The organism is Vibrio tasmaniensis (assembly GCF_024347635.1).
In the GTDB taxonomy this organism is placed as follows: Bacteria; Pseudomonadota; Gammaproteobacteria; order Enterobacterales; family Vibrionaceae; genus Vibrio; species Vibrio tasmaniensis.
On the sequence record NZ_AP025510.1, the window covers coordinates 960,714 to 984,102 of the forward strand.

General features: G+C 44.3%; 24 protein-coding genes. 17 read left to right on the plus strand and 7 right to left on the minus strand.

The genetic code is table 11. The annotated features are described in order from the left end of the window. The first annotated feature begins 129 nt into the window (after nucleotides 1-129). From truA to purF, 6 genes are all read left to right on the plus strand, one after another. The gene (gene truA, locus OCV44_RS04605) at nucleotides 130-924 is read left to right on the plus strand and encodes a tRNA pseudouridine(38-40) synthase TruA (protein ID WP_004734161.1); all 795 of its coding nucleotides are present in this window, start codon (nucleotides 130-132) and stop codon (nucleotides 922-924) included. Nucleotides 925-1,099: 175 nt separating this feature from the next. Further along, a complete protein-coding gene (accD, locus tag OCV44_RS04610; RefSeq protein ID WP_139685400.1) occupies nucleotides 1,100-2,026 on the plus strand; it encodes an acetyl-CoA carboxylase, carboxyltransferase subunit beta in 927 nt (308 codons plus the stop codon). Between the two features lie 42 nt (nucleotides 2,027-2,068). Next, nucleotides 2,069-3,331, plus strand: a complete 1,263-nt coding sequence (gene folC, locus OCV44_RS04615; protein WP_139685399.1) for a bifunctional tetrahydrofolate synthase/dihydrofolate synthase — start codon at nucleotides 2,069-2,071, stop codon at nucleotides 3,329-3,331. After that, entirely contained in the window at nucleotides 3,332-3,907 is a 576-nt protein-coding gene (locus tag OCV44_RS04620) for an SPOR domain-containing protein (RefSeq protein ID WP_012603487.1), read from the plus strand. Between the two features lie 61 nt (nucleotides 3,908-3,968). Beyond that, nucleotides 3,969-4,460 (plus strand): CvpA family protein, encoded by a 492-nt coding sequence (locus OCV44_RS04625; RefSeq protein WP_009848678.1) that lies wholly within the window; start codon nucleotides 3,969-3,971, stop codon nucleotides 4,458-4,460. 33 nt (nucleotides 4,461-4,493) lie between these two features. After that, nucleotides 4,494-6,008, plus strand: a complete 1,515-nt coding sequence (gene purF, locus OCV44_RS04630; protein WP_086049010.1) for an amidophosphoribosyltransferase — start codon at nucleotides 4,494-4,496, stop codon at nucleotides 6,006-6,008. Between the two features lie 102 nt (nucleotides 6,009-6,110). Here the strand turns inward: purF and OCV44_RS04635 are convergent, their stop codons facing one another. Continuing rightward, nucleotides 6,111-6,986, minus strand: a complete 876-nt coding sequence (locus OCV44_RS04635) for a LysR family transcriptional regulator (RefSeq protein WP_086049011.1) — start codon at nucleotides 6,984-6,986, stop codon at nucleotides 6,111-6,113. Nucleotides 6,987-7,214: 228 nt separating this feature from the next. Here OCV44_RS04635 and OCV44_RS04640 point away from each other — a divergent pair, with 228 nt between their 5' ends. The 7 genes from OCV44_RS04640 (at nucleotide 7,215) to recR (ending at nucleotide 13,206) form a co-directional block, all read left to right on the plus strand. Next, complete coding sequence (locus tag OCV44_RS04640) at nucleotides 7,215-8,318, plus strand: response regulator (protein ID WP_139685398.1); 1,104 nt, start codon at nucleotides 7,215-7,217, stop codon at nucleotides 8,316-8,318. 148 nt (nucleotides 8,319-8,466) lie between these two features. After that, nucleotides 8,467-8,604, plus strand: a complete 138-nt coding sequence (locus tag OCV44_RS04645) for a hypothetical protein (RefSeq protein WP_004734169.1) — start codon at nucleotides 8,467-8,469, stop codon at nucleotides 8,602-8,604. Nucleotides 8,605-8,678: 74 nt separating this feature from the next. Next, on the plus strand, nucleotides 8,679-9,050 hold the full coding sequence (locus tag OCV44_RS04650; RefSeq protein WP_139685403.1) for a YbaN family protein: 372 nt from the start codon (nucleotides 8,679-8,681) through the stop codon (nucleotides 9,048-9,050). 161 nt (nucleotides 9,051-9,211) lie between these two features. Beyond that, nucleotides 9,212-9,757, plus strand: coding sequence for an adenine phosphoribosyltransferase (gene apt / locus OCV44_RS04655; protein WP_139685397.1), 546 nt, complete (start codon nucleotides 9,212-9,214; stop codon nucleotides 9,755-9,757). Nucleotides 9,758-9,775: 18 nt separating this feature from the next. Continuing rightward, nucleotides 9,776-12,046 carry a DNA polymerase III subunit gamma/tau gene (gene dnaX, locus OCV44_RS04660; protein ID WP_139685396.1) on the plus strand — a complete coding sequence of 757 codons (2,271 nt, stop codon included), beginning with the start codon at nucleotides 9,776-9,778 and terminating at the stop codon, nucleotides 12,044-12,046. Between the two features lie 152 nt (nucleotides 12,047-12,198). Beyond that, complete coding sequence (locus tag OCV44_RS04665) at nucleotides 12,199-12,528, plus strand: YbaB/EbfC family nucleoid-associated protein (RefSeq protein WP_009848672.1); 330 nt, start codon at nucleotides 12,199-12,201, stop codon at nucleotides 12,526-12,528. Nucleotides 12,529-12,606: 78 nt separating this feature from the next. Then, complete coding sequence (gene recR, locus OCV44_RS04670; protein WP_004734155.1) at nucleotides 12,607-13,206, plus strand: recombination mediator RecR; 600 nt, start codon at nucleotides 12,607-12,609, stop codon at nucleotides 13,204-13,206. 95 nt (nucleotides 13,207-13,301) lie between these two features. Here recR and aqpZ read toward each other — a convergent pair whose 3' ends face one another. Then, nucleotides 13,302-13,991, minus strand: coding sequence for an aquaporin Z (aqpZ, locus tag OCV44_RS04675; RefSeq protein WP_086049016.1), 690 nt, complete (start codon nucleotides 13,989-13,991; stop codon nucleotides 13,302-13,304). Between the two features lie 258 nt (nucleotides 13,992-14,249). Between aqpZ and OCV44_RS04680 the strand changes: the two genes are divergently transcribed. From OCV44_RS04680 to OCV44_RS04695, 4 genes are all read left to right on the plus strand, one after another. Then, on the plus strand, nucleotides 14,250-14,474 hold the full coding sequence (locus OCV44_RS04680) for a hypothetical protein (protein ID WP_139685395.1): 225 nt from the start codon (nucleotides 14,250-14,252) through the stop codon (nucleotides 14,472-14,474). Nucleotides 14,475-14,487: 13 nt separating this feature from the next. Beyond that, a complete protein-coding gene (locus tag OCV44_RS04685) occupies nucleotides 14,488-15,894 on the plus strand; it encodes a porin (protein WP_139685394.1) in 1,407 nt (468 codons plus the stop codon). 140 nt (nucleotides 15,895-16,034) lie between these two features. Further along, nucleotides 16,035-16,286 carry a YkgJ family cysteine cluster protein gene (locus OCV44_RS04690; RefSeq protein ID WP_139685393.1) on the plus strand — a complete coding sequence of 84 codons (252 nt, stop codon included), beginning with the start codon at nucleotides 16,035-16,037 and terminating at the stop codon, nucleotides 16,284-16,286. 90 nt (nucleotides 16,287-16,376) lie between these two features. Continuing rightward, the gene (locus tag OCV44_RS04695; RefSeq protein ID WP_139685392.1) at nucleotides 16,377-16,814 is read left to right on the plus strand and encodes a YcgN family cysteine cluster protein; all 438 of its coding nucleotides are present in this window, start codon (nucleotides 16,377-16,379) and stop codon (nucleotides 16,812-16,814) included. Nucleotides 16,815-16,958: 144 nt separating this feature from the next. Here OCV44_RS04695 and OCV44_RS04700 read toward each other — a convergent pair whose 3' ends face one another. The 5 genes from OCV44_RS04700 to rlmA form a co-directional block, all read right to left on the minus strand. Continuing rightward, nucleotides 16,959-18,536 (minus strand): alkaline phosphatase, encoded by a 1,578-nt coding sequence (locus OCV44_RS04700; protein WP_139685391.1) that lies wholly within the window; start codon nucleotides 18,534-18,536, stop codon nucleotides 16,959-16,961. A 193-nt stretch (nucleotides 18,537-18,729) separates the two neighbouring features. Then, nucleotides 18,730-20,616: a BCCT family transporter gene (locus OCV44_RS04705; RefSeq protein WP_139685390.1), complete on the minus strand. Its 1,887-nt coding sequence runs from the start codon at nucleotides 20,614-20,616 to the stop codon at nucleotides 18,730-18,732. A 176-nt stretch (nucleotides 20,617-20,792) separates the two neighbouring features. Beyond that, nucleotides 20,793-21,146: a hypothetical protein gene (locus OCV44_RS04710; protein ID WP_139685389.1), complete on the minus strand. Its 354-nt coding sequence runs from the start codon at nucleotides 21,144-21,146 to the stop codon at nucleotides 20,793-20,795. A gap of 264 nt (nucleotides 21,147-21,410) precedes the next feature. After that, on the minus strand, nucleotides 21,411-22,370 hold the full coding sequence (locus OCV44_RS04715) for a ChaN family lipoprotein (RefSeq protein ID WP_139685388.1): 960 nt from the start codon (nucleotides 22,368-22,370) through the stop codon (nucleotides 21,411-21,413). A gap of 75 nt (nucleotides 22,371-22,445) precedes the next feature. Beyond that, on the minus strand, nucleotides 22,446-23,261 hold the full coding sequence (gene rlmA / locus OCV44_RS04720; RefSeq protein ID WP_139685387.1) for a 23S rRNA (guanine(745)-N(1))-methyltransferase: 816 nt from the start codon (nucleotides 23,259-23,261) through the stop codon (nucleotides 22,446-22,448). Nucleotides 23,262-23,389 lie beyond the last annotated feature (128 nt).

The window sequence follows — 23,389 nt, forward strand, 5'->3', positions numbered from 1 at the left end:
TTTTATTTCGTTTTTTAAATCATAGTCTAGGGTGGTAGTGATTGTTTATTACAGTTTTAGCCCCTTCCTATTTGGGCTAAAACTCATTTCCGTATATACTTCTCGCCCATTTTCAAAGAGAACAAAAACATGAAAATTGCTTTAGGTATTGAATATAACGGTACCCACTACTTTGGTTGGCAGCGCCAACGAGACGTGAAAAGTGTCCAAGAAGAATTGGAAAAGGCTCTTTCAGTTGTCGCGAATCACCCTGTAGAAGTTATGTGCGCTGGTCGTACAGATGCCGGTGTTCACGGTACGGGACAAGTCGTTCACTTTGAAACTAATGTTGATCGTAAAATGGTGGCATGGACAATGGGCGCAAATGCCAACATGCCAAAAGATATTGCCGTTCGTTGGGCAACAGAAGTGAATGAGGATTTCCATGCTCGCTTTTCTGCAACAGCACGCCGTTATCGCTACATTATCTTTAACCATGCACTACGTCCTGGCATCTTGAATTCGGGTGTGAGCCATTACCATGGTCACCTTGATGAGAAGAAGATGCATGAGGCGGGTCAGTACTTACTTGGTGAGAATGACTTTACTTCGTTCAGGGCAACACATTGTCAATCTCGTAGCCCATGGAGAAATATGATTCACTTAAACGTGACTCGTCATGGACACTACATTGTGATCGATATTAAAGCGAATGCGTTTGTTCACCATATGGTGAGGAATATTACGGGTAGCCTAATTGCGGTAGGCAAAGGTGAGCAAAAACCAGAGTGGATTCAGTGGCTTTTAGAGGCTAAAGATCGAAAAGTGGCCGGCGCGACAGCGAAAGCGGAAGGCTTATACCTGGTGGATGTTGATTATCCTGAACATTTTGAATTACCAAGAGAGCCTATTGGTCCTCTATTTCTGCCCGATAATTTGAACTAAATGTGAGACTTAGGTTCAAAAACTATTACGGTTTCGTGCGTAAAATAGTCACAGAAAATAGGTACAACCAGTTTTTTATCTACAGTCGTTGTTTTATGTGGTTTAATTCCCTGCATAATTCCCAAATTTATTTCTTTCGCAATCAAGCGGAGGAATCGAAACAAAAAGGTCTTCCATGAGTTGGCTTGAAAAGATTTTAGAAAAAAGCAACATCGTAACATCTCGTAAAGCGTCTATCCCTGAGGGTGTTTGGACTAAGTGTACTTCTTGTGAGCAGGTTCTTTACCATGCTGAACTAGAGCGTAACCTAGAAGTGTGTCCGAAATGTGACCATCACATGCGTATGAAAGCACGCCGTCGTCTGGATACATTCCTAGACAAAGGCGAGCGTGTTGAACTAGGTACGGATCTTGAGCCACAAGACAAACTGAAGTTTAAAGATTCTAAGCGTTACAAAGAACGTATCTCTACTGCTCAGAAGAACAGTGGTGAAACAGATGCATTAGTTGCAATGAAAGGTGAACTGCTTGGTTTACCTATCGTAGCGTGTGCGTTTGAATTTTCATTCATGGGCGGCTCAATGGGTTCTGTTGTAGGTGCTCGTTTTGTGAAAGCGGTAGATGCGGCTATTGAGAACAACTGCGGTTTAGTTTGTTTCTCGGCAAGTGGTGGTGCTCGTATGCAAGAGGCATTGATGTCTCTCATGCAAATGGCAAAAACCAGTGCTGCTCTAGAGCGTTTATCTGCGAAAGGCCTACCGTTTGTTTCAGTAATGACTGACCCAACAATGGGTGGTGTTTCTGCAAGTTTGGCAATGCTTGGTGATATCAACATCGGCGAACCAAAAGCGCTTATCGGTTTTGCTGGACGTCGTGTAATCGAACAAACGGTACGTGAAGACCTTCCTGAAGGTTTCCAACGCAGTGAGTTCCTACTAGACCACGGTGCTATCGACATGATCGTTGACCGCCGTGAGATGCGTCAGCGCGTTGCAAGCCTTGTTGCTAAAATGACCAATCAGCCTTCACCATTAGTAGTTTCTGTGAACGATTCACCGAATGAAGCTACTTATGAAGTACCAGAAGCGCCAGAAAAAGGGTAAAGTACCTTCTAACAAACCAACTTAATTATGGTTATGAGTTAGATGAGTCAACAACCTATTCCTCAAGCCACATCCTCTTTGGAGATGTGGCTTGATTATTTATCAAACATCCACACAAGCGCTATTGATCTTGGATTAGACCGAGTTCAGGCCGTCGCCTCTAAGGCAAACCTCACCAAACCTGCTCAACATGTTATCACTGTTGCTGGAACCAACGGCAAGGGCTCAACATGTGCACTCATGGAAGCCATTCTATTGGACGCTGGTTACTCAGTTGGTGTTTACAGCTCCCCACACTTAATTCGCTATAACGAACGTGTTCGTATCAATGGCAAAGATCTGTCTGATGAAAAAATGGTTCAGTCTTTCGATTTCATTGAAAAAGAGCGTGGTGAAATCAGCCTTAGCTTTTTTGAATATGGCACTTTAGCGGCGTTACGCGCGTTTCAAACTGAAGCGGTAGACGTTGTTCTGTTAGAAGTGGGTCTAGGCGGACGTTTAGACGCGACCAATATCGTTGAACATGACGTTTCTGTGATTACTAGCTTGGCTGTCGACCATGTTGACTGGCTAGGTGATGACATTAATGTGATCGGTTTTGAAAAAGCGGGCATTTATCGTAGCGGTAAACCGGCTATCTGTGGTCAACCTAAACCACCGGCTACAGTTGCAGCACACGCTGACGATATTAAGGCTGAGTTCTATCAAGTAGGTATTCAATACACTTATGATGTAGACAGCGATACTTGGAACTGGCGCAGCGGTGCATTCCAATTAGAATCGCTACCTATTCCAAGCTTACCACTGCCGAACGCAGCAACTGCATTGATGGCATTAGGCACTTCAGATCTAAGCATTAGTGATGTGAACGTTGTTAACGGGATGAAAAATGCGCAGCTTCCTGGGCGTATGCAGCAAATTAGCGAACAACCGGTGATTGTGCTTGATGTAGCACACAACCCGCATTCTGCTGAGTACTTTGCGCAGCAAGTCGCGAAGAAGTATGCAGGCAAAAATTTACACGTTGTAGTCGCCATGCTTCATGACAAAGATATCCCCGCGACATTGGAAGTATTAGCACCAATAACAACACATTGGTACCCAGCTTCGCTGAACGGCCCACGAGCCGCAACAGCCGCTGAATTGTGTCAAAGCTTACCTCAAGGCGTAGAGCAGTATTCAAACCCTGTAATAGCGTTTGAAGCGGCTTTAACTTCTGTTAAAGGTGACGATGTTGTGTTGGTTGTCGGTTCTTTCCATACCGTGGGTGAAGTGTTGGAGCATTGGCAGAAAAAAGGAAACTAAATGGCAAGTAAATTCCAAAGCCGATTAGTCGGCACCATCATTTTAGTGGCCATTGGCGTGATTGTATTGCCTGATGTGCTGGATGGTAAGAAGCTCCACTATAAAGAAGAGTTTGCAAGCATTCCGATTAAGCCTGAGCTTGATAGTAATGTTGAAGTGTTTGAAGTACTAGACCCTGTTGAAGATCAGATTGCGTTGCCGGATTCTCCGGTTGAGCAGGTGGTTGAAAGTGGTCGCACTGATAATTCAAACACGCAAACTGCGTCGGCTTCCAGTAACAAAGAAGCGGATAAAGTGGCAGTGGTGGTTAAGCCGGTACCCGAAAAAAATGAATACCAAGACAGTGCTTGGATTATTCAATTGATGGCTTTAAAGAATGCTGACAACGCAAAAAACGTTGTTAAGGATTTACAGAAGCGTGGTTATCAGGCTCATACCAAGCAAGAAAAAACGTTTACGCGAGTAATTATTGGCCCGGATGTTTCTAAATCCAAACTTGAGCGACAAATTAAGGAATTAGAAAAAATTACGGGTTCAAAAGGCCAATTGCTCAAATTTAAACCGTTAAATCCATAAGAAAACGTTTGCGTCAGCATTTTTTCTGTTAAAATGCGCGCCAACTTAAGATGAAGAATTCATGAATTGGTTAGATTTTGTCATTTTAGGCGTGATCGGCTTCTCTGCCGTGATCAGTTTAGTTCGCGGTTTCGCTAAAGAAGCCTTGTCACTTGTTATTTGGTTTGGAGCATTTTTTATTGCTAGCCAGTACTACGCTAAATTAGCCATGTACTTCACCAATATCGAAGATGAGATGTTTCGAAACGGAACGGCGATAGCAGCATTGTTTGTTGCAACGTTAGTTGTTGGTGCCTTAGTTAACTATGTCATCGGTCAGCTAGTTCAGAAAACAGGCCTGTCGGGTACAGACAGAATCCTCGGTGTCGTCTTTGGCGGTCTACGTGGTGTTTTGATTGTTTCTGCAGTGTTGTTTTTCATGGATGCGTTTACTGCATTCCCAAGTTCTGAGTGGTGGAAGAATTCGCAATTGGTTCCGGAATTTAGTCGAATCATTGCGCCGTTCTTCGAGCATTTACAAGCAACATCTAGTTTCTTATCTGGCGCGCTTTAGCGCCAGTTAATGTCGAAAATCGAGGATTAGGACATGTGTGGTATTGTTGGAATCGTGGGTTCAACACCTGTAAACCAGTCTATTTATGACGCTTTAACGGTATTGCAGCATCGTGGCCAAGATGCCGCTGGTATTTGTACCATAGAAAGCAATCGTTTCCGTCTGCGTAAGGCGAACGGTTTAGTTAAAGATGTTTTTGAAGCAAAACACATGCAACGCCTCCAAGGTAACGTGGGTATTGGTCATGTTCGTTATCCGACAGCGGGAAGTTCGAGTGCTTCTGAAGCTCAACCTTTCTACGTAAACTCTCCATTTGGCATCACGTTGGCGCACAACGGTAACCTAACGAATGCGAGTGAAGTTCGTGAGAAGTTGTTCGAAAAAGACCGTCGTCATGTCAACACAACTTCTGATTCTGAAGTTCTACTGAACGTATTGGCTCATGAGATCGATACTGTTAAAGGCAATGTGACTTCAGAAGATGTATTCCGCGCGGTTGCAAACGTGCATCGTACTATTCGTGGTGCTTACGCAGTGACAGCGATGATCATCGGCCACGGTATGATTGCATTCCGTGACCCACATGGTATTCGCCCATTGTGTCTTGGTAAGCGTGAAATTAACGGTAAAACAGAGTACATGGTTGCGTCTGAGTCAGTAGCGTTAGACGCTGTTGGTTTTGATTTTATGCGCGATGTTGCCCCGGGTGAAGCTATCTACGCAACATTCGAAGGTGAGCTTTTCACTAAACAATGTGCAGACAACCCACAATTAAACCCATGTATTTTTGAGTTTGTATACTTTGCACGCCCGGATTCATTCATCGATAAAATTTCGGTTTACAGCGCACGCGTTGAGATGGGTGAGATGCTAGGTAAGCGTATTAAAGAAGAGTACGCAGACTTAGACATTGACGTGGTTATTCCAATTCCTGAAACGTCGAACGATATTGCGCTACGAATAGCTCAAGCGATTGATAAACCATATCGTCAAGGTTTTGTGAAAAACCGTTATGTTGGCCGCACGTTCATCATGCCTGGTCAGCAACAACGTAAGAAGTCGGTTCGCCGTAAGCTCAACGCAATCCGTTCTGAGTTTAAAGGTAAGAACGTTCTATTGGTTGATGACTCTATCGTTCGCGGCACAACATCAGAGCAGATCATTGAGATGGCTCGTGATTCTGGCGCAAGCAAGGTCTTCATGGTTTCTGCTGCTCCTGAGGTTCGTTTCCCGAACGTTTACGGCATCGATATGCCAAGCGCAACTGAGCTTATTGCTCATGGTCGTGATAACGAAACGATTTGTAAGCAGATTGGTGCAGACGCGTTGATTTTCCAAACGTTACCAGACCTGATTTCTGCAGTAGGTATGGGTAACCAAGACATCTCTCGTTTTGATACATCCGTATTTAACGGCGAGTATGTAACGGGCGATATCGACCAAGCGTACCTAGATTTCTTAGATTCTTTACGTAATGACGATTCAAAAGTTGAGCGCGAGATCCAACAAGACCTAGCTAACTTAGAGTTACATAACGAAGGTGCTTAACTTTTTACTCGTTATACATGTTTTGTTAGTAATAAAGACCTAAGTAATAAAAAACCAGAGCATCGGCTCTGGTTTTTTTGTTTTCGGAGAAGAGGATTGACCTTAATGAATGTGATACGCGATCACAAAATCAATAAACAGCCTAACTTTCTCTGGCAGGTGGTCCTTGTGATTATAAAGCATGTAAATATCACGAGGGTTAGCGCTCCAATCTTCTAAGACTTGTACAAAGCTGCCATCTTCTATGTATTCACGGATCATCACGTCAGGCATTAGAGTAATACCTAGGCCTTCAGCACAGGCTTGTTTTACTACATTGAGTGCGTTGGCGTTGAATCGACCCTGTTCGCTATTTACTACCGTCTCGTCATTCGAATTACTCAGCTGCCACTTAATCAATGGGTAGCCTTTGAGTAGCGAGTGGTTTGCTAACTCTTCAGCATGGCTTGGAGCAGGGTGCTTCGCCAAGTAGTCAGGGCTTGCGATAAGAATATCTTTTACTTCACTGATCTTTCTTGCGATTAAGCTTGAATCACGCTGAGGACCAACTCTGAAAATGACGTCCCACTCGGTCGGATCAAGCTGATCGGTTTGGTTGTTCATCATCAACTCAATATTGATATCTGGGTATTGAGTCATAAAGTCGCTGAACATCGGCATCATCATGCGTTGGGTCAGGTTTGAAGGTGCCGTAATGCGAATCTTGCCTGAAGCCCCTTTGCACTCGTCAGTCAGCTCTTCTGCAGTTGAAGAGAGACGTTGCAGTAACGGAGAGCATTCGTTGAAGAAACGTTCGCCTGCCTCTGTTAAAGATAGTTTACGCGCGTGTCTATTGAGAAGCCTTAGGTTTAGTGAATCTTCTAAGGCTTGGATGCGTCGTGTAATGGTCGCAACCGGAATCATTGTCTTGCGCGATGTTGCGGTGTAGCTCCCATTTTCAACGACGAGTCGAAAGAGGTTTAAATCATCTAATTTCATAAATCCAGACACATTTGTTTACAATCTCAGCTAATTTATACGTAATACTGAGATCAATGTTTGCGTTAAGTCAACTCGTTGCACTATTTACCAGTATTCCAACCCTTGTCACGAATTACCAGTAAAGAGTGCGCATTTGTGTATTTAGCAATTTGTTACTAAGTTTTATATTAGTTCTTAGAACAGATAACAATAATAATTCGACTTAGTTTTGTGAGGTTAGAGATTATGTACAAAACTCACAGTCAGCCAGTTATGACCTCGGCTCAGGAAGTTCTCAATCAAAAGTGCGTTATGTTGGTTGATGATGATCCTATTTTTCGCCGGATAACCAGCGCGTATTTAGACAAGATTGGTTATAAAGTGGTTGAGGCTGAAAATGGACTGGACGCTCTGCAAAAGCTTAGAGATTCAGCGCCAGATTTAATTGTGTGTGACTTATCAATGCCTATTCTGGATGGCATAGAACTTGTAGAAGAGCTCAGTTTAGAGTATCCGTCTCTGCCTATGATCGTTGTGTCTGGCACGGATGATATGTCTGATGTAGCGAAAGCATTGCGATTTGGTATCAAAGACTTTTTAGTTAAACCTCTGGAGGACCATGGTCACTTAGGAAGTGCGATTGCGAATACTTTGACCGATTCGTTCGATAACATCTCAGACCTACGAGATTTTTCGAGCCAATGGTTTTGCGTTGATGACGGGGGAGAGATCCCTGAAGACCAAGAGCTGCATTGGCACCTAAATCACTTGCAAGATAACCCTAGTGCGGCAAGAGACTTATTGCACGCGCTGCTTCCTGACAAAGACACACGACAAGGCTCATGGCGTTGCAGTTACCGCCTACTACAATCAACAGAGATGATGCCACTTGTGTTCGACTATGCATGGATGATGAATGGGCAGTTTGCTTTCTACCTTGTCGACTCGTCGTCTTCTGATAACGGCGGCTCAGCGGCCACATTGTTGGTGAGAGCGTTATTCCACGATTACATCAGAAATAGAAAAGATTTTAACGTTGATCTCAAAGATATCGCGGAGATTTTGGAGAAGGGGATTCGTTGCTCTAAATGTTCAACCCCGGTTAATGCTTTGTTTGGTGTTGCTGACCTTGCTGTGGGAACCATCTCTATTTTACCTGCGGGTTTAGATGGACAATGGTCGAATGGCGAATTGAATCAACATATTGCGGCGGGCGAGCGCTTGGGTGAGAACTGTAAGAAGAACTTCATTACACGGGATCTTCCGATTGAACAAGGCTGCCAGCTATCATTGAGCCTGCTTGGATCGGCCAGTTTTAGTTTAGACATACACCAAGGGTCCACCGATTAACCCTATATTTCCTCGGTTTTTGTGAATAATTGATTAAGGTATAGTTGCGCAAATGGTGTGGCTATGCCTTTTTTGTTAAATGTCGATTTAGCAAAGCGGGTTTGGTTCGCCAGATACTTACCTTTACTAACAAAAACAAGAAGCAATCATGGCAGATAACAAAGACTTTCAAGACCCGTTTAATGTATTCTACTTTTTAGGATTTTTAGCCGCATTTTTAGCGATTCCATTATTACCAGCAACACTTACGTTGATCCGTGTATTCAATGGTTACGCAACATTCTAGTTAAGTTATCGTCGCCGATTGGTGATAGCTAACTCAAGGAGGCCACAATTAGCGTTCGAGTTTTAAGCCTCAATATTGCTGGTGGCCTTTGTATATTTCTTGCAGTTTTAGGGATAGCTTTACCCGTACTGCCAACTACGCCTTTTCTCCTTCTTGCCAGTGCATGTTTCATGCGAAGCAACCCCAAGGTACATAAATGGATGCATGAGCATAAAAAGCTCGGTCCCTTATTGAACAATTGGTATCAACACGGCGCTGTCACCAAACAAGTTAAAACGCGTGGCGTGTTTTTTATCTTGTTAAGTTTTGCGTTATCGATCTACATTGCCCCGATCATTTGGGTCAAGGCTTTCCTAATTTGTGTACTTGTTATTCTTCTCACATGGTTTATGCGACTTCCAACCCATGAGTTGGTTGCTGACAGCAAAGAAAATCACTACCATTAAGCCAGTGTGCCTGCTTGTATAGCGGGCGTTTATTATTTCAGCAATCAGAGTTATGACTCTCGTTGCAATGAATACCAATCGTACCTTTCCTTAATTCCGAGCGTTGATGTTTGATTCGTTGACGAGAGTTTGGAAAGCGGCCTAATGAAGTGCATAAGATTATGAACACAGAAAAAATCTCTCTGATCAAAGCAAGCATCAAAAGCATTCCTGATTACCCTAAAGCGGGTATTTTGTTCCGTGACGTAACAAGCTTGATGGAAGATCCTGCCGCTTACAAAGCGACAATCGACCTGTTAGTGGACACATATAAGGACATGGGCTTTACTAAGATCGTTGGTACTGAAGCTCGTGGTTTCCTATTTGGTGCACCTCTTGCTCTTGAGCTAGGTGTCGGCTTCATCCCTGTTCGTAAACCGGGCAAGTTGCCTCGTCAAACTGTGGCACAATCTTATGAGCTTGAGTACGGCACTGATACGCTAGAAATCCATACCGATGCTATCGTTGAAGGCGATAAAGTGCTGATGGTTGATGATTTGCTAGCAACAGGCGGTACGATTGAAGCGACAACAAAGCTGATTCGTCAGCTTGGTGGTGTGGTAGAACACGCTGCATTTGTTATTAACCTTCCAGAAATCGGTGGTGACAAGCGCTTACAAGGCTTAGGTCTAGAAGTGTTTAGCATCTGCGAATTCGACGGTCACTAATCCTTTTCGGAATTATTCATGAGCTATCTTGCGTTAGCGCGAAAATGGCGACCAACCAAATTTAAAGAAGTGGTTGGTCAAGCCCATGTTTTAACAGCATTAGAGAATGCCCTTAGCCAAAATAGGTTGCATCACGCTTACCTATTCAGCGGTACTAGAGGTGTCGGTAAAACGACCATCGGCCGTTTGTTTGCTAAGGGACTCAACTGTGAAACAGGCATTACTGCAACCCCTTGTGGTGAGTGTGCAACCTGTAAAGAGATCGATGAAGGTCGTTTTGTTGACCTGCTCGAGATCGATGCTGCCTCACGTACTAAGGTAGAAGATACCCGCGAGCTTCTGGACAATGTTCAGTACAAGCCTGCACGTGGTCGCTTCAAGGTTTACCTAATCGATGAAGTACACATGCTGTCTAGGCACAGCTTTAACGCGCTTCTAAAGACCTTAGAAGAGCCGCCTGAGTATGTGAAGTTCTTGCTCGCAACGACGGATCCACAAAAGCTTCCTGTGACTATATTGTCGCGTTGTCTGCAATTCCATCTTAAGCCGATTAGCGTTGATAATATCCACGAGCAACTCGATCATATTCTTGAACAAGAAAATGTGACGTCTGAATCTCGTGCGCTTGGAATGATTGCTCATGCCGCTGATGGCAGTATGCGTGACGCGCTGAGCCTAACAGACCAAGCTATCGCATTAGGTAATGGCAATGTAGTGACAGACACTGTTGCTCATATGCTTGGAACGTTGGATACAGACCAAGCGATTCATCTACTTGAAGCGATTAGCAGCAAACAGCCTCAGCAAGCGATGTCTTGTATTCAAGCTCTTGCTGAAAATGGTGTTGAGTGGGATGGATTGCTGAGTCAACTTGCGACTCAATTACACCGTTTGGCGATGTATCAAGCTCTGCCGTCTACTTTAGACAAGGCCCAGCCTGATGCTGAAAGGCTGGAACTGCTGAGCAAAGCGTTAAGCCCTCAAGACATCCAGCTCTACTACCAGATAGTGCTGAAAGGTCGTCAAGACTTGCCATTATCGCCAACCGCTCGTGTTGGTATTGAGATGGTGGTTCTGCGTATGCTGGCATTTAGACCTGCTGAGCAAACTGTTGCTACGGTAATCTCGACTCAGTCGACAAGCCCAGCACCTGCTCTTGCTCCTTCTGCTCAGAATCAGAATCAGGTTCAGAGTGTTGCTCAGCCTGTGAATCAACCTGCGCCAGAGCCGAGACAGCCTGCACAGGTTCAACAGCCCGTTCCGATGCAACAACAGGCGCCTCAGCAGCAAGCTATACCGCAACAGCCGGTACAGCAGCAACCGCCGCAGAATCAGAGCCAATATTCAGATTCGCAAGGTTACGCTGATCACTCAGGTAACCAAGGTTATCCAGAACAGGATTACCCGCACAGCCAGTATGATGCACCACCGGCTTATGATGAGCGTCCAAGCTACGGTGCAGAGCAGCCTCAGCAGCAACAAACGAATTATCAGAGCCAGAGTCCGGTTCAACAGCCAAGTACTGCACCTTCTGCTCCTACTGTTTCGCAAGAGCAACCAGCGCGCGCAACTTCGCCAGTGAGTGGTTTACGCCACCAATTGCGTTCTCAACGCAGGGGCGGGGCGGCAACAGATAACAAAGGTTCGGCGCCAAAAAAGGCTAAAGCGACACCAGCTAAAACTTCAGTTCTTGATCGAGTTGCTCAGCAACACGGTGGTTCTGAGCGGGTGTCGCCAGCTTCTTTATCCGCCTCTTCTGCAGAAAAGGTAACCAATGATAATGAACCTTATCGCTGGAAACCGTCTAAACCTGTAGTGAAAGAGGTGAGCAAAGAGCTTACACCTACTCAGATCAAGCGTGCGTTAGAGCATATTAAGACACCAGAAATGGTCGATAAATTGCTTCAAGAGTCGATTGCTCAAGATGAATGGTCCGCCACGATTCAAAAGCTAGAGACAGCCAAGCTTGTAGAACAGTTAGCATTGAACTCAGTGTTTGCTAAAAACGACACATCAATCACTTTAACGTTAAGAGCGAGCCAAGCTCACTTGAATACGGATCGCGCGCAGAGTGAGCTATTGCAGTCTCTCAATACTGTGCTTGGAGAAGAGTGTTATTTGAGTGTTGAAATCGGCGATGGTGGAGAAACGCCACTAGAACTACGAGAAAGATTGTATCAAGGTAAGTTGAAAGACGCGTTTACCGCTTTGGAAAACGATGCCAACGTACAGTTTATTGAAAGACGTTTTGCTGCAGAACTCGACAGAGACAGCGTTCGTCCTATCTAGAACTTTTTCACGTTTAGTGACCTGCGTATCATCCCAGATAAGCAAATCTGAGAACTGAACATCGAGGGGTTGAATCACACTGTTTTAGCCCCCATTTAAGCACGTATAGCTTAATTAATTTTAATAAACCAATTAGACCAGAGAGTAATAACATGTTTGGTAAAGGCGGTATGGGCAACATGATGAAGCAAGCCCAGCAAATGCAAGAACGCATGCAAAAGCTTCAAGAAGAAATCGCTAATATGGAAGTTACAGGTGAGTCAGGTGCTGGCCTTGTAAAAGTAACGATCACTGGTAGCCACAGCGTTCGCCGTGTTGATATCGATGAAAGCCTAATGGAAGACGATAAAGAGATGCTTGAAGATCTTATCGCAGCCGCTTTCAACGATGCAGCTCGTCGTGTTGAAGAAACTCAAAAAGAGAAAATGGCTGGCGTAACTGGTGGGATGCAACTTCCACCAGGTATGAAGATGCCTTTCTAAGTAACTTATTCTTAAAGGTTAATTCTAGTAGTGGTTTGTGTTGAACTGGCCAATGCTTGAAAATTAGAACGGTTAACTATGCGTACCAGTCATATGCTGGAGCATTTGATGGAGGCCTTACGTTGTCTACCTGGGGTTGGCCCCAAGTCGGCACAGCGTATGGCCTTTCATTTGTTACAGCGCGATAGAAAAGGCGGCCTGCAGTTGGCTGAAGCTCTTAGCCAAGCAATGACAGAAATTGGTCATTGTAATGAGTGCCGTACTTTTACTGAAGAAGAGACCTGCCACATTTGTACCAATCCTAAACGTCAGGATAACGGTCAAATTTGTGTAGTAGAAAGCCCAGCCGACATTGCAGCTATTGAAGCAACGGGTCAATATTCCGGTCGTTACTTTGTGTTGATGGGCCACCTTTCACCACTTGATGGTATTGGTCCAAGTGACATCGGTCTTGATGTCTTGGATTACCGCTTACGTCGTGGTGATATCACTGAAGTTATTTTAGCGACTAACCCGACAGTAGAAGGGGAAGCGACAGCACATTACATTGCTGAGCTATGTAATGCCCATGAAGTGAACGCTAGTCGTATCGCCCATGGTGTTCCTGTAGGTGGTGAGCTAGAGCTGGTGGATGGCACCACGCTTTCGCACTCGTTACTCGGTCGTCATAAGATCTAAAAAAGCCGCTTGGTGAACCATCACCAAGCGGCTTTTTCTTCTTTTGTGATAAAGCTTTGTTCTTGAACGTGTCTATTCTAAAACCTTTCAAACGATTAATCAGAGCCGCGCACGGCTTTGTAAATCGCAGCCCCAATCACGGCACCAATAATCGGTGCAATCCAGAACAGCCATAATTGCGAAACAGCCCAATCACCGACAAACACAGCTACACCGGTACTTCGAGCCGGGTTCACAGAAGTGTTAGTCACCGGAATACTGATAAGGTGAATCAAGGTCAAGCAAAGCCCAATTGCGATAGGTGCAAACCCAGCCGGTGCTTTCGAATCAGTCGCACCCATGATCACGAACAGGAACACCATGGTCATGACCACTTCACAGACCAGAGCCGCAGTGAGCGAGTAACCGCCCGGCGAGTGTTCACCGTAACCATTGGAAGCAAAGCCAGATGCCGCGGCGTCAAAGCCAGCTTGGCCTGAAGCAATCACAAATAACACGCCACCTGCGATAATACCGCCAATCACTTGGGCAATAATATAAGGTGCGACATCTTTGGCATCAAAGCGGCCTCCGCTCCAAAGTCCGATAGTGACCGCTGGATTAAGGTGGCAACCGGATATATGACCAATAGCGAAAGCCATGGTGAGTACGGTTAAACCGAAAGCGAGAGAAACCCCGAGTAGACCAATTCCCACATCAGGGAAAGCCGCGGCTAAGACAGCACTACCACAACCACCTAACACCAACCAAAACGTACCAAACATTTCTGCAATATACCTATTCATAACGATCCTTATTAATCTTTACCAGTATCAATAAGATAGTTTAGATTTATCAAAGTTGTGAAATATTAGGCATATGGGGAAAAGAAAGGGAGTGTTTGTGTAGCAAGTCGCCCTACGGAGATTGCTGTGATTTTTAAACGAAATGCCATAACTGTTTAACGACAAACTCCAGAAACTGACTAAAGTGCGATCTATTGTGTTGTTCAATAAATAAAACTGGTTGAAGATATTATTAATTCTTATTGGAGCCTGCGATTCATGAAAAAGTTAGCGATTTTAGTAGTAACGACATTATTACTCACTGCATGCGGAGGTGGTGACGGCGGTGGCGGTAGCGCTGCCACTAGCGGTGGTTCTAGCGCTCAGAAACTGAATACGGACATAGGCGTAAGTGATGCCGATATTCAAACATTGAAAGGCTACAAATTCCTATCCGTTGATGGTAAAGGATTTGAGTCTCCAAGCAATTTTAAAACGAAGTAGTAGGAGTCAAGTTTTGAAGAAATTATCTATAGGTATTATCCTTGCCACTCTTGGTACTTCTGTCTATGCGTCGCCAAATCTAGAAGGTTATTTTCAAGCTCGTGAATTGGTAAATTATGCGGCAGGAAGTCTACAAAAAGCAAAAGTAGACTTTATAGCTCTAGACTATGCTGTAGCTAAATTGCCTGCAGCTGCACAAGCTCAACTGGTTCCTTTTAATACTGTATTGGGGGAATTCTCGACAAACAGTTCCGTAAGCAGTAGTGACGCGACTGCTTTGCTCAGCCGAGTTAACTCTAAAGCCTTATCTGGTCAATATGTTTGCCGCATCAATAGCAATGGTACTGTTCTGGCATATAGTGCGGAGAACGGAGAACAGTGTGCAGCGGACAAGTATGAAAAGGCTTCATTAGCACTAGCGAAGAAAGGCGATGAACTGCGATTCTTCCGTTCATACAGTCAAGGTTATTTCCAAACCTTAACCTATAAGGTTGATGCAACCTCTAGTGATGAAACAGTTCGTTTAGGCTACTTTAATAAACATGGTGGAAAATGGATTGGTGAAGCGGTTAAGGTAGTAAAAGGTAAGGCGCAAATCAATAGTACGGATGTTGACACTTACGATGTCATCGCTTACCGAGATTACAATATCTCATCATCGAAAGGTGTTTCTCCGAACACATCAATTAGCTTTACTGAACAACCGTTTTTTATCACAGATGAAGTCACAGATCTCGACTCTACCGGTAAATCTGTCCATATAACGAAGACTAAATTTTCAAGTCTTCACCAGTTTGATGGCCCTTACCGTGGAAGGCATATTGATTCGAAAGGTTGGTTTAATTGGTTTAACCAAGATTACGTAGGTCAATACGAAATTGGAGGTAAAAAAGTTTACGCCGTTTCGGACACACAAAATTTAGTCGTCAAAAAAGACTTTAGTGGTGCGGTAGATAGCTGGACTCGCGTTGATGTCGACAAAGCTGATCAAGGTAGTGGTGCAGGTGACTGGACTATGTATATGTTTAACAATACAAACAATTTGATAGGTGAAAGCCCAACTTATTGTCAAATCAAAGCGATAGCAGAAGGTAAGCCAGTAGTTCAACTTTTATCATCAACAGGCGTTATGACGCACCCACCAATTACAAACTGTGACCAAGTTGATCCTGGCCATACAAAGAAAGTGATTGCATCATTTAAAGACGGGAATAACAAAACAGTTTCTGTTACTTCTCCTAAGCTAAAAGCAAGCGCTCAACATATTATGGCGCTTGGGCCTATTGTTGATCAAGGACAGAAGGCTAAATTCACAGTGAAAGATGCTAGAGATTTATTGTCATCGACTCGCTATAAAGCGGCCTTAGCGGAGATGACACCACAATTTTCATCTTCAAAACCGCATGATATTTTAAAGTAGAATTTGCCTTTGATTAATTGGAAGCACCTTTTATAAGGTGCTTTTTTTGTACATATTAAATAACTTCACTTAGGTAAATTTCATTTTTAGGATAGAATCGCTCCCTTTTCTTTCCCTTTGATTCTATTTAAGGTCCAATTATGGAATGCCGTCTTCATTGTGGTGCTTGTTGTACCGCACCTAGTATTACATCTTCATTCCCCCTTCATCCTCATGGAAAGAAGTCTGGTGAGCGTTGCAAGCAGCTTACGGTTGATAACTTATGTAAATTATTTGGTAAAAAAGAGAGGCCTCAGGTCTGCTTCGACTTTAAAGCAGAAAGCTGGGTGTGTGGGACGACGACAAGTGAAGCAATTCAAATACTCACTGACTTAGAAAGTTCGACCGCATAGTGAAAGAGAGTCAGCTTGATTTTATCCTTGAACTTATATTCGGCTAGCGGTATAACACGCACCCCAGTAAAAAGAGTAAGAAGTAATCCTATGACGATTCCATTTTGGCAAGAAAAGACACTAGAGCAAATGACCGAGAACGAGTGGGAATCACTGTGTGACGGTTGTGGTAAGTGTTGCCTACATAAACTTATGGATGAAGATAGCGATGAAGTTTACTACACCAATGTGGCGTGTAGCTGGTTAAACGACAAAACATGTTCGTGTAAAGATTACCCGAACCGATTCACTTCAGGTGAAGAGTGTTTGAAGCTGACTCGTGACAAGATTCATGAATTCCATTGGCTACCAGACACTTGTGCTTACCGACTGTTATCAGAATCCAAGCAGATTCCTGAGTGGCACCCATTGATTACAGGGTCTAAATCAGAAATGCACGCTGCTGGTGAAAGCGTTCGTAACAAAGTGGTCTACGAAATCGATGTTGTCGATTGGGAAGACCACATCTTGAACCATCCAAATCGCTAAGTATTATAAAACAGTCGCTCTTGAGCGGCTGTTTTGCTATTTGGCGTCGCCTAAATTTAAAACTTACTTAATTCTTTAACTTAAAGGCTTAAAACAAAAAACGCCCCGTAGGGCGCTAAGTCAAACGAGTAAAAAAGATTCAGGCTAGTTTACTTGTTGTTTAATGTACTCACCCAGTTCTGAGTGGTGCATGATTTTCGAAACTGGCAATATCTTTTCAGCAGGGCCCCAAGCAAACACGTTCACTGGTGTGTGAGTATGTGTACCTGTACCCCAAACGATGTTTTGACTTGTTGCTTGTTCACGGGCAAGTAAATTACCGCGGTCGTTATATGGGAAGAATGCATCGAAATCGTTGATAGCAGGCACTTCTTCTGCCGACAAGTATTTGTGTTGAGCCAATCGGTATGGGTTCGGTTTACTGGCTAATACGTTTTTCGCTTGTTCAGCTGTAATAGGGAACTCACTATTCTTGTTGACGATCTCAGCCAGTTTTTCAGGTGTCTGCAGCGCCTTATCCAACTTCTGAAATTCGCTGATCATGCCGTAGTAGCTTTGCTTCTGATTGTATAGGCCATCAAGAATATCGAATGCGCCAAAGTTAAAATTGGGTGCATATTCGCGATCGGCGAAGGCTTCGCCAGAACGTTTCTGTGGTTTTGGTAGGTCGTTAGAAGAGTAGCTGAAACCGAAAGATCCTGTTTCGTGGTCTGCAGTTACAATTACGATCGTATCTTCACGATCTTTTGCCCATTCATATACCGTTTGGATCGCTTCATCAAACTTGAGCAGTTCATGCAGCATCGTGCCTGCATCGTTACTGTGTCCCGCCCAGTCGATTTGGCCACCCTCGACCATTAGGAAAAAGCCGTCTTCATCTTTGGATAGGATGTTGAGCGCTTTTTGTGTCATCTCTTTCAGGCTTGGCTGAGTTCGTTCGCCACTTTTTTTCTTATTGCTGTAAGCGATACCATCATCCATGCCTGAGTAGGCGAATAGGCCAAGTAGTTTATCGCCCTTAGCATCGTCTAGCATGTTGCGATTAAACGCCAGCTGGTAGCCGTCTTTCTCTGCTTCAGTCAGCAGGTTACGGTCGTCTTTACGTTTTGATTTTAGGTAAACATCACCTTGAGTCAGTTTTTCAAGTTGCTTATAGGTTTCACCTTTGTCGTTGGTCGATTTAGGGATCCAATGACGTAGCCCTCCCGAAAGCATTACATCAACACCAGTTTCTAGCATGTCGTTAGCAATTTGGTTTTCTAGCGAACGGTGAGGTTGGTGCGCAGCAAATGCAGCAGGCGTGGCGTGAGTTAAGCGCGTATCGGACACGAGTCCTGTTGCTTTACCTGCCTTTTTAGCTTTCTCTAGAACCGTCTCAACATGATTGCCCTGGGAATCAATGCCAATCACTTCTGAACCACTGTAGATACCCGTTGCAAGCATGGTGGCTGAACAAGCAGAATCCACTACAATTGCATCTTCTGGGTGAGTCAGGGATGAACCAATAACCCCTTCTTGAGCAAGTTGATAAATGGCCGTTTTGTTCCCTTTATAGATGGAATTTGGCGCTTGGTTTGCGTAGGTTTCCAATAAGCCAACTTGCTGAGGTCCCATGCCGTCGCCGATCATCAGAATGACATTTTTGATTTCTGCTGAAAGTACGTTGAATGAGAGTGTAGAGGTTACCACCGCGGTAACAATTGGTTTCATAAAGTGCTTCATTAGTTATCCCTTTTTATATAAGCAGGGTGATTAGAACACCGATTTGTGTCAAAGTCGTTTCATATTTGTTTCATCAATATGAAATTGAGCAATAACTCAAGTTTTTAGAAAAGCATAAAAAAAGGCTCACATTTCTGTGAGCCTTTGTCGTATTTAGGAGGGTCCAAATCAATGGACTGTGTCATGGCTAATGTCAAGCAAGCGGTAAGTCTGCGACCACCTGGTTGAACATGATACGAGCATTCTGAGCTTGCTCAGATAACTCGATTTTTTTCGCTTGTGCGGCACTAAGATTACTCTCGGCCTGCTCAAGTGCTTGTTGTAGGTTCTCTGGTAACTCGTGAGTTTCCATTTGTGAACCTTGTTCTAACACATAAGCGCGAATTTCTTTTTTCACTGCAGCAAGTTCTGTGTAAGCAACTCGCTCAAGTTCTGCGGCCTCTTGCGCAGCATCTTTCTCTTTCTCAAATTGAGCCAGCGCCATACCTTCTGCAGACCAAGGGTCCATATCTGGTAGTTCTTCGATGTTTATCGTTGGCTCGATGTACGTGTCTTGGTGGCGTAGGTCGAGGCTAGTTGCACGAACGGCTGAAATCATCAGCATCACAGAGATCACCAGTAGCGGTAAGCCACCAACTATCGCTGCTGTTTGTAGCGTACTTAGACCACCCAAGAACATCAGAATCGTTGGCAAGAATGACAGAGTAAACGCCCAGAACATACGGTTCCAACGCATTGGCTCTTCGGTCACGTTGTTTTGCACAACAGACGCTAGGATGTATGAGATTGAGTCAAATGTAGTTGCAGTGAAAATAATACACAGCAAGGTGAACACAGCGATCACTAATGTGCTCATTGGCAGCTGCGCAAGCATCGAGAAGATAGCTTTGGTTGCGCCTTCCTCGTTTAGAATTGCGACGACATCCAGTTCACCAGATAACTGTAGGGATAAACCGTAGTTACCTAAGATCATGAAGAACAAGAAACAACCTAGAGAGCCAAAGAAAATAGAACCTGACACCATTTGTTTGATGGTTCTGCCGCGAGAAATACGCGCAACAAACAGGCCCATACTTGGTGCAAATACTAGCCACCATGCCCAGTAGAAAATCGTCCAGTCTTGTGGGAAGTGCGTGTTCTCAAAGGTACCGTAACCACCGAATGGTTCAGCCCACGTTGCCATCACGAAGAAGTTAGACAGTAGACGACCAATCGAGTCTAAACCTGTTTCTAGCATGAAGATTGTCGGGCCAGCAATCAGAACGAAAGTCAGTAGACCCATGGCACCCCAGAAATTGATGTTACTCAGGATCTTGATGCCTTTTTCCAAGCCAGCATAAGAAGAGTAAGCAAAAATTGCTGTACAAACTAAAAGTACCATAACTTGAGTTAGGTTATTTTTAGGTAGGCCGAATAGGTGGTTCAGGCCTTCAGTGATGAGAGGTGCTGCTAAACCTAGTGTTGTCGCAGCGCCACCCAGTAGACCGAAAATGAATAGGATATCGACGATTTTTCCAGGTACGCCTTTACTGCGGTGTTCACCAAGAACAGGCATTAACGCACTAGAAATCTTAAGCACTGGCTGTTTACGCACATAAAAGAAGTAGGCGATAGGAATTGCTGGGATCAGGTAGATAGACCAAGCGATTGGTCCCCAGTGGAACAAACCATAAGTTGCCGCCCAACGAACCGCTTCTTCACTGCCGGGTTCTAGTTGGAAAGGAGGTGATTGGTAGTAGTAAGCCCACTCAATACAGCCCCAGTACAAGATACTTGCGCCGATACCACCACAGAAAAGCATTGCTGCCCATGATGCAGTTTTGAACTCAGGTTCTTCGTCTGCTTCACCCAGTTTAATTTGTCCCATGTCACTGAATACAACGTAAACCATGAAGGCACAAGCAGCGAGGCCTAGAGCAAGATATAGAAATCCAAGTTGATCCGTCATGAACGTTTTCGCAACCGCAATCCAGTCTGCGCCCTGAGCCGGGAACAAAATGAGCGGGAAAACTATCGTGAGTAGGAGTGCAATAGCACCAAAGAAGGTAGGCTTATCAATAAGCTCAAAAGTGTTTTTCACGAGTATTATTCCATTAAAATGAGAGCGGAATTATGGAATGAACTCGTTTTTTAGACCAAATCGGGTCTGTTGTCGTGACGACAAATTGCTTCTATTCAATAAAAGGTAGGTAATGAAAGATTAGAGAAGCAGAGCTGTAAAGTTAGGTTAAAGCGAAATTAGGTTAAAGTAAAAAGTTAAACCAAAGCGATAAGGATGCCACCTACGGTCAACGCTGCGGACAAGAATTGCCCCGCTGAATATGAGCCATCGTTCTCTTCTTCCACCTTGTCTGGGTGGTCCATACCTAGTGCGCCGTGAGCGAACGACTCAACTTTATCGGTAACGGTTGCATTTTCCGCCTCGACTTTCTTCGCTTCGTTGTCGATTTGTTTAAGAGCAAATAATAGCGCTTTCCCTTCATCGGAAAGCTTAACAGTATTTTGTTCCACCTTGAGTGGAGCAGGCTTTTCAGCTTCGGTGCTTTTATTCTGTGCGTTCATTTTCGCAGGTGAATACAGCTGAGTATTACTCGTTCCTACTGGTGTCATATCGCTCTCCTTACCTATCCTTAAATATAGTATCGGCAGAGGTGTGAAAAACTTGTGCATTTAATCACCGTGGTGATGTTTTTTTATTCGCACATTGTTTTTTCGTCTGCTTAGTCAAACCGTCTAGTTATTAAGCAAATCTTGTGCCGATAAGGAACTTGAATGTTATATAGAGTTAGAGTGGATGATAGGAGCCAATGAAGCTCTGTCGATGGGCTAGTTATCTAGAATTAGCCCATCGTTTCGTTCTCTTATAAGAATGGTTTAGTCGCACTCTAGGCTAGCGCCGCGTTTAGATAGGTGTTTGTATGCCTTCATTCTGTTCTCTTTTTTAACAAAGCGAGCGGGTGGAGAAAGCACTTTTAGCTGGTAGTCACTGCTATCTGAAGAGATTTCCTTAACTGGGCTGATAATCGCAATTTTCAGATCGGGATTACGACGTAGAATCGATGCAGCTGTGCCTAAACCATCTTCTGTGTGGAACTTGCCAGCAACATGAATCACTTGCTGATCTGGGTTTGATGTTAGGTAACCGACAATCGACTCCGCCATGGTCTCATCCCATGTTACTTGAGCGGCAAACTGCTTTTCTGTTTGCTCTGGCGTACCGTGATGCATCGAAGCCATGAATTTTTCTTTGTAAGGGCTATCGCCAGTATCCACTTCTGAAGCAATCCATTGACGTTGTTCCGTCGTTAGCTGATCTAGATAAGGCAATCCCTTACGGCCAATGCATTGTACGAAGGGTTTTGGTGCGTTTGCCGCAATGATATCGACGTCATTGGCTTTAGCAAACTCAACCAGTGCGCGATAATCACTTTCGTAGTTTGGCCAAGCAGCCGCTTGAGACATAAGAACTTGTTCGCCAATTTCATCATTGAGATATTGGTTTAATGTGTCTTGATGTTCTCGAGTGAATTGTTCCATTGAAAGCGCGATGTTTGATGTGGCGTTGCGGCGCGCTTTTAAGAAATCGGTTTGGAAGCGATGGATTGCAGAGTGAGTGTGCCATTCGCCAATAAGAACCACATCAGCGTCAATCAGCTGTTTAGGTAATGCATTGAGAGAAAGCGTTTCGCCTTGTGGAGAAGCAAACTGGTAGTCATAGAATGTGGAAACGGTTTCCGTTTGCGTGTTAGCCACTTGTTGAGAAGTGCTATTTGAAGGTTGATTAGCACAAGCCGTGAGCAGGGTAGCTAATCCGATAAGAATAATACGTTGCATGAAATGCCTCCTTGAAGAACACGCATACTAAAGGAGGCAAGATGAGATTTCAATGCAAACGATAATCAATATCAATTAAATTTGTTTGCGGTACACTCGCAGCATAAAGTCCGCTTCACAGTTGAATTGCTCAGCATCAGTGAGTTGTTGTTTGAACTCTTCACTCGCCTTCCAAGCAAACGGCGTCATCTGTAGCAGGTCGAATGCGTCTGACCCCGATAGTTCCATCATATAGTTTAGTTGCTCTTGGTGCTCAAGAGTAAAACCTTCAATCATTTCTGGATCTTCGTCGTGCAAGCGAACGCCATCATAAATCGCATCACGCAGCTGATACAGGTGTCGGCTAGCCGGTGTCACGGTGATTACCACGCCATTGTCTTTGATGGTGCGCTGCAGTTCTTCAGCCTTGCAAGGCGCGTAAATGCGTAGAATGCCGTCTAAGCTGTTTTCCGCAAAGGGTAGACGATGGCTAGAAGCGACTGAGAAGTCGACAGCAGGGTAGCGTTTAGCGGCGTATTTGATAGCAATCTTAGAAATGTCTAGGCCAAAAGTAGCGCCACTCTTTTCTTGAAGGTTTACCGCAATTTCATTGGTGTAATAACCTTCACCACAACCGATATCCAATAGGCTAGGGGCGGTTGCTGGCAGATAGCTAGCGCATAAACCAACAACGGCTTGGCGCATTGGATTGTAGTGGTTGCCTTCAAGGAAGCGGCGACGAGCCTGCATCATCTCTTTGTTGTCACCTGGATCTTTTGAGCGTTTGTGGTGTGCTGGCATCAAATTGACATAGCCTTCTTTCGCTAGGTCGAACTGATGGTTCTTTTCACACTTAAACGTACGATCGTTTTGAGATAAAGGTTGGTGACACAAAGGGCATTGGTAAGTCATTGCGAACTCGAGGTAGAAATTTCAAGTCCAAAATTTTAACAGGAAGCATAGTGGGGCGCTAGAATAAACGCAGCTGTCTTGGTTAATCAACTAGTAAATAGATAGAGGCAGTCAGTGAAGAGATAGAG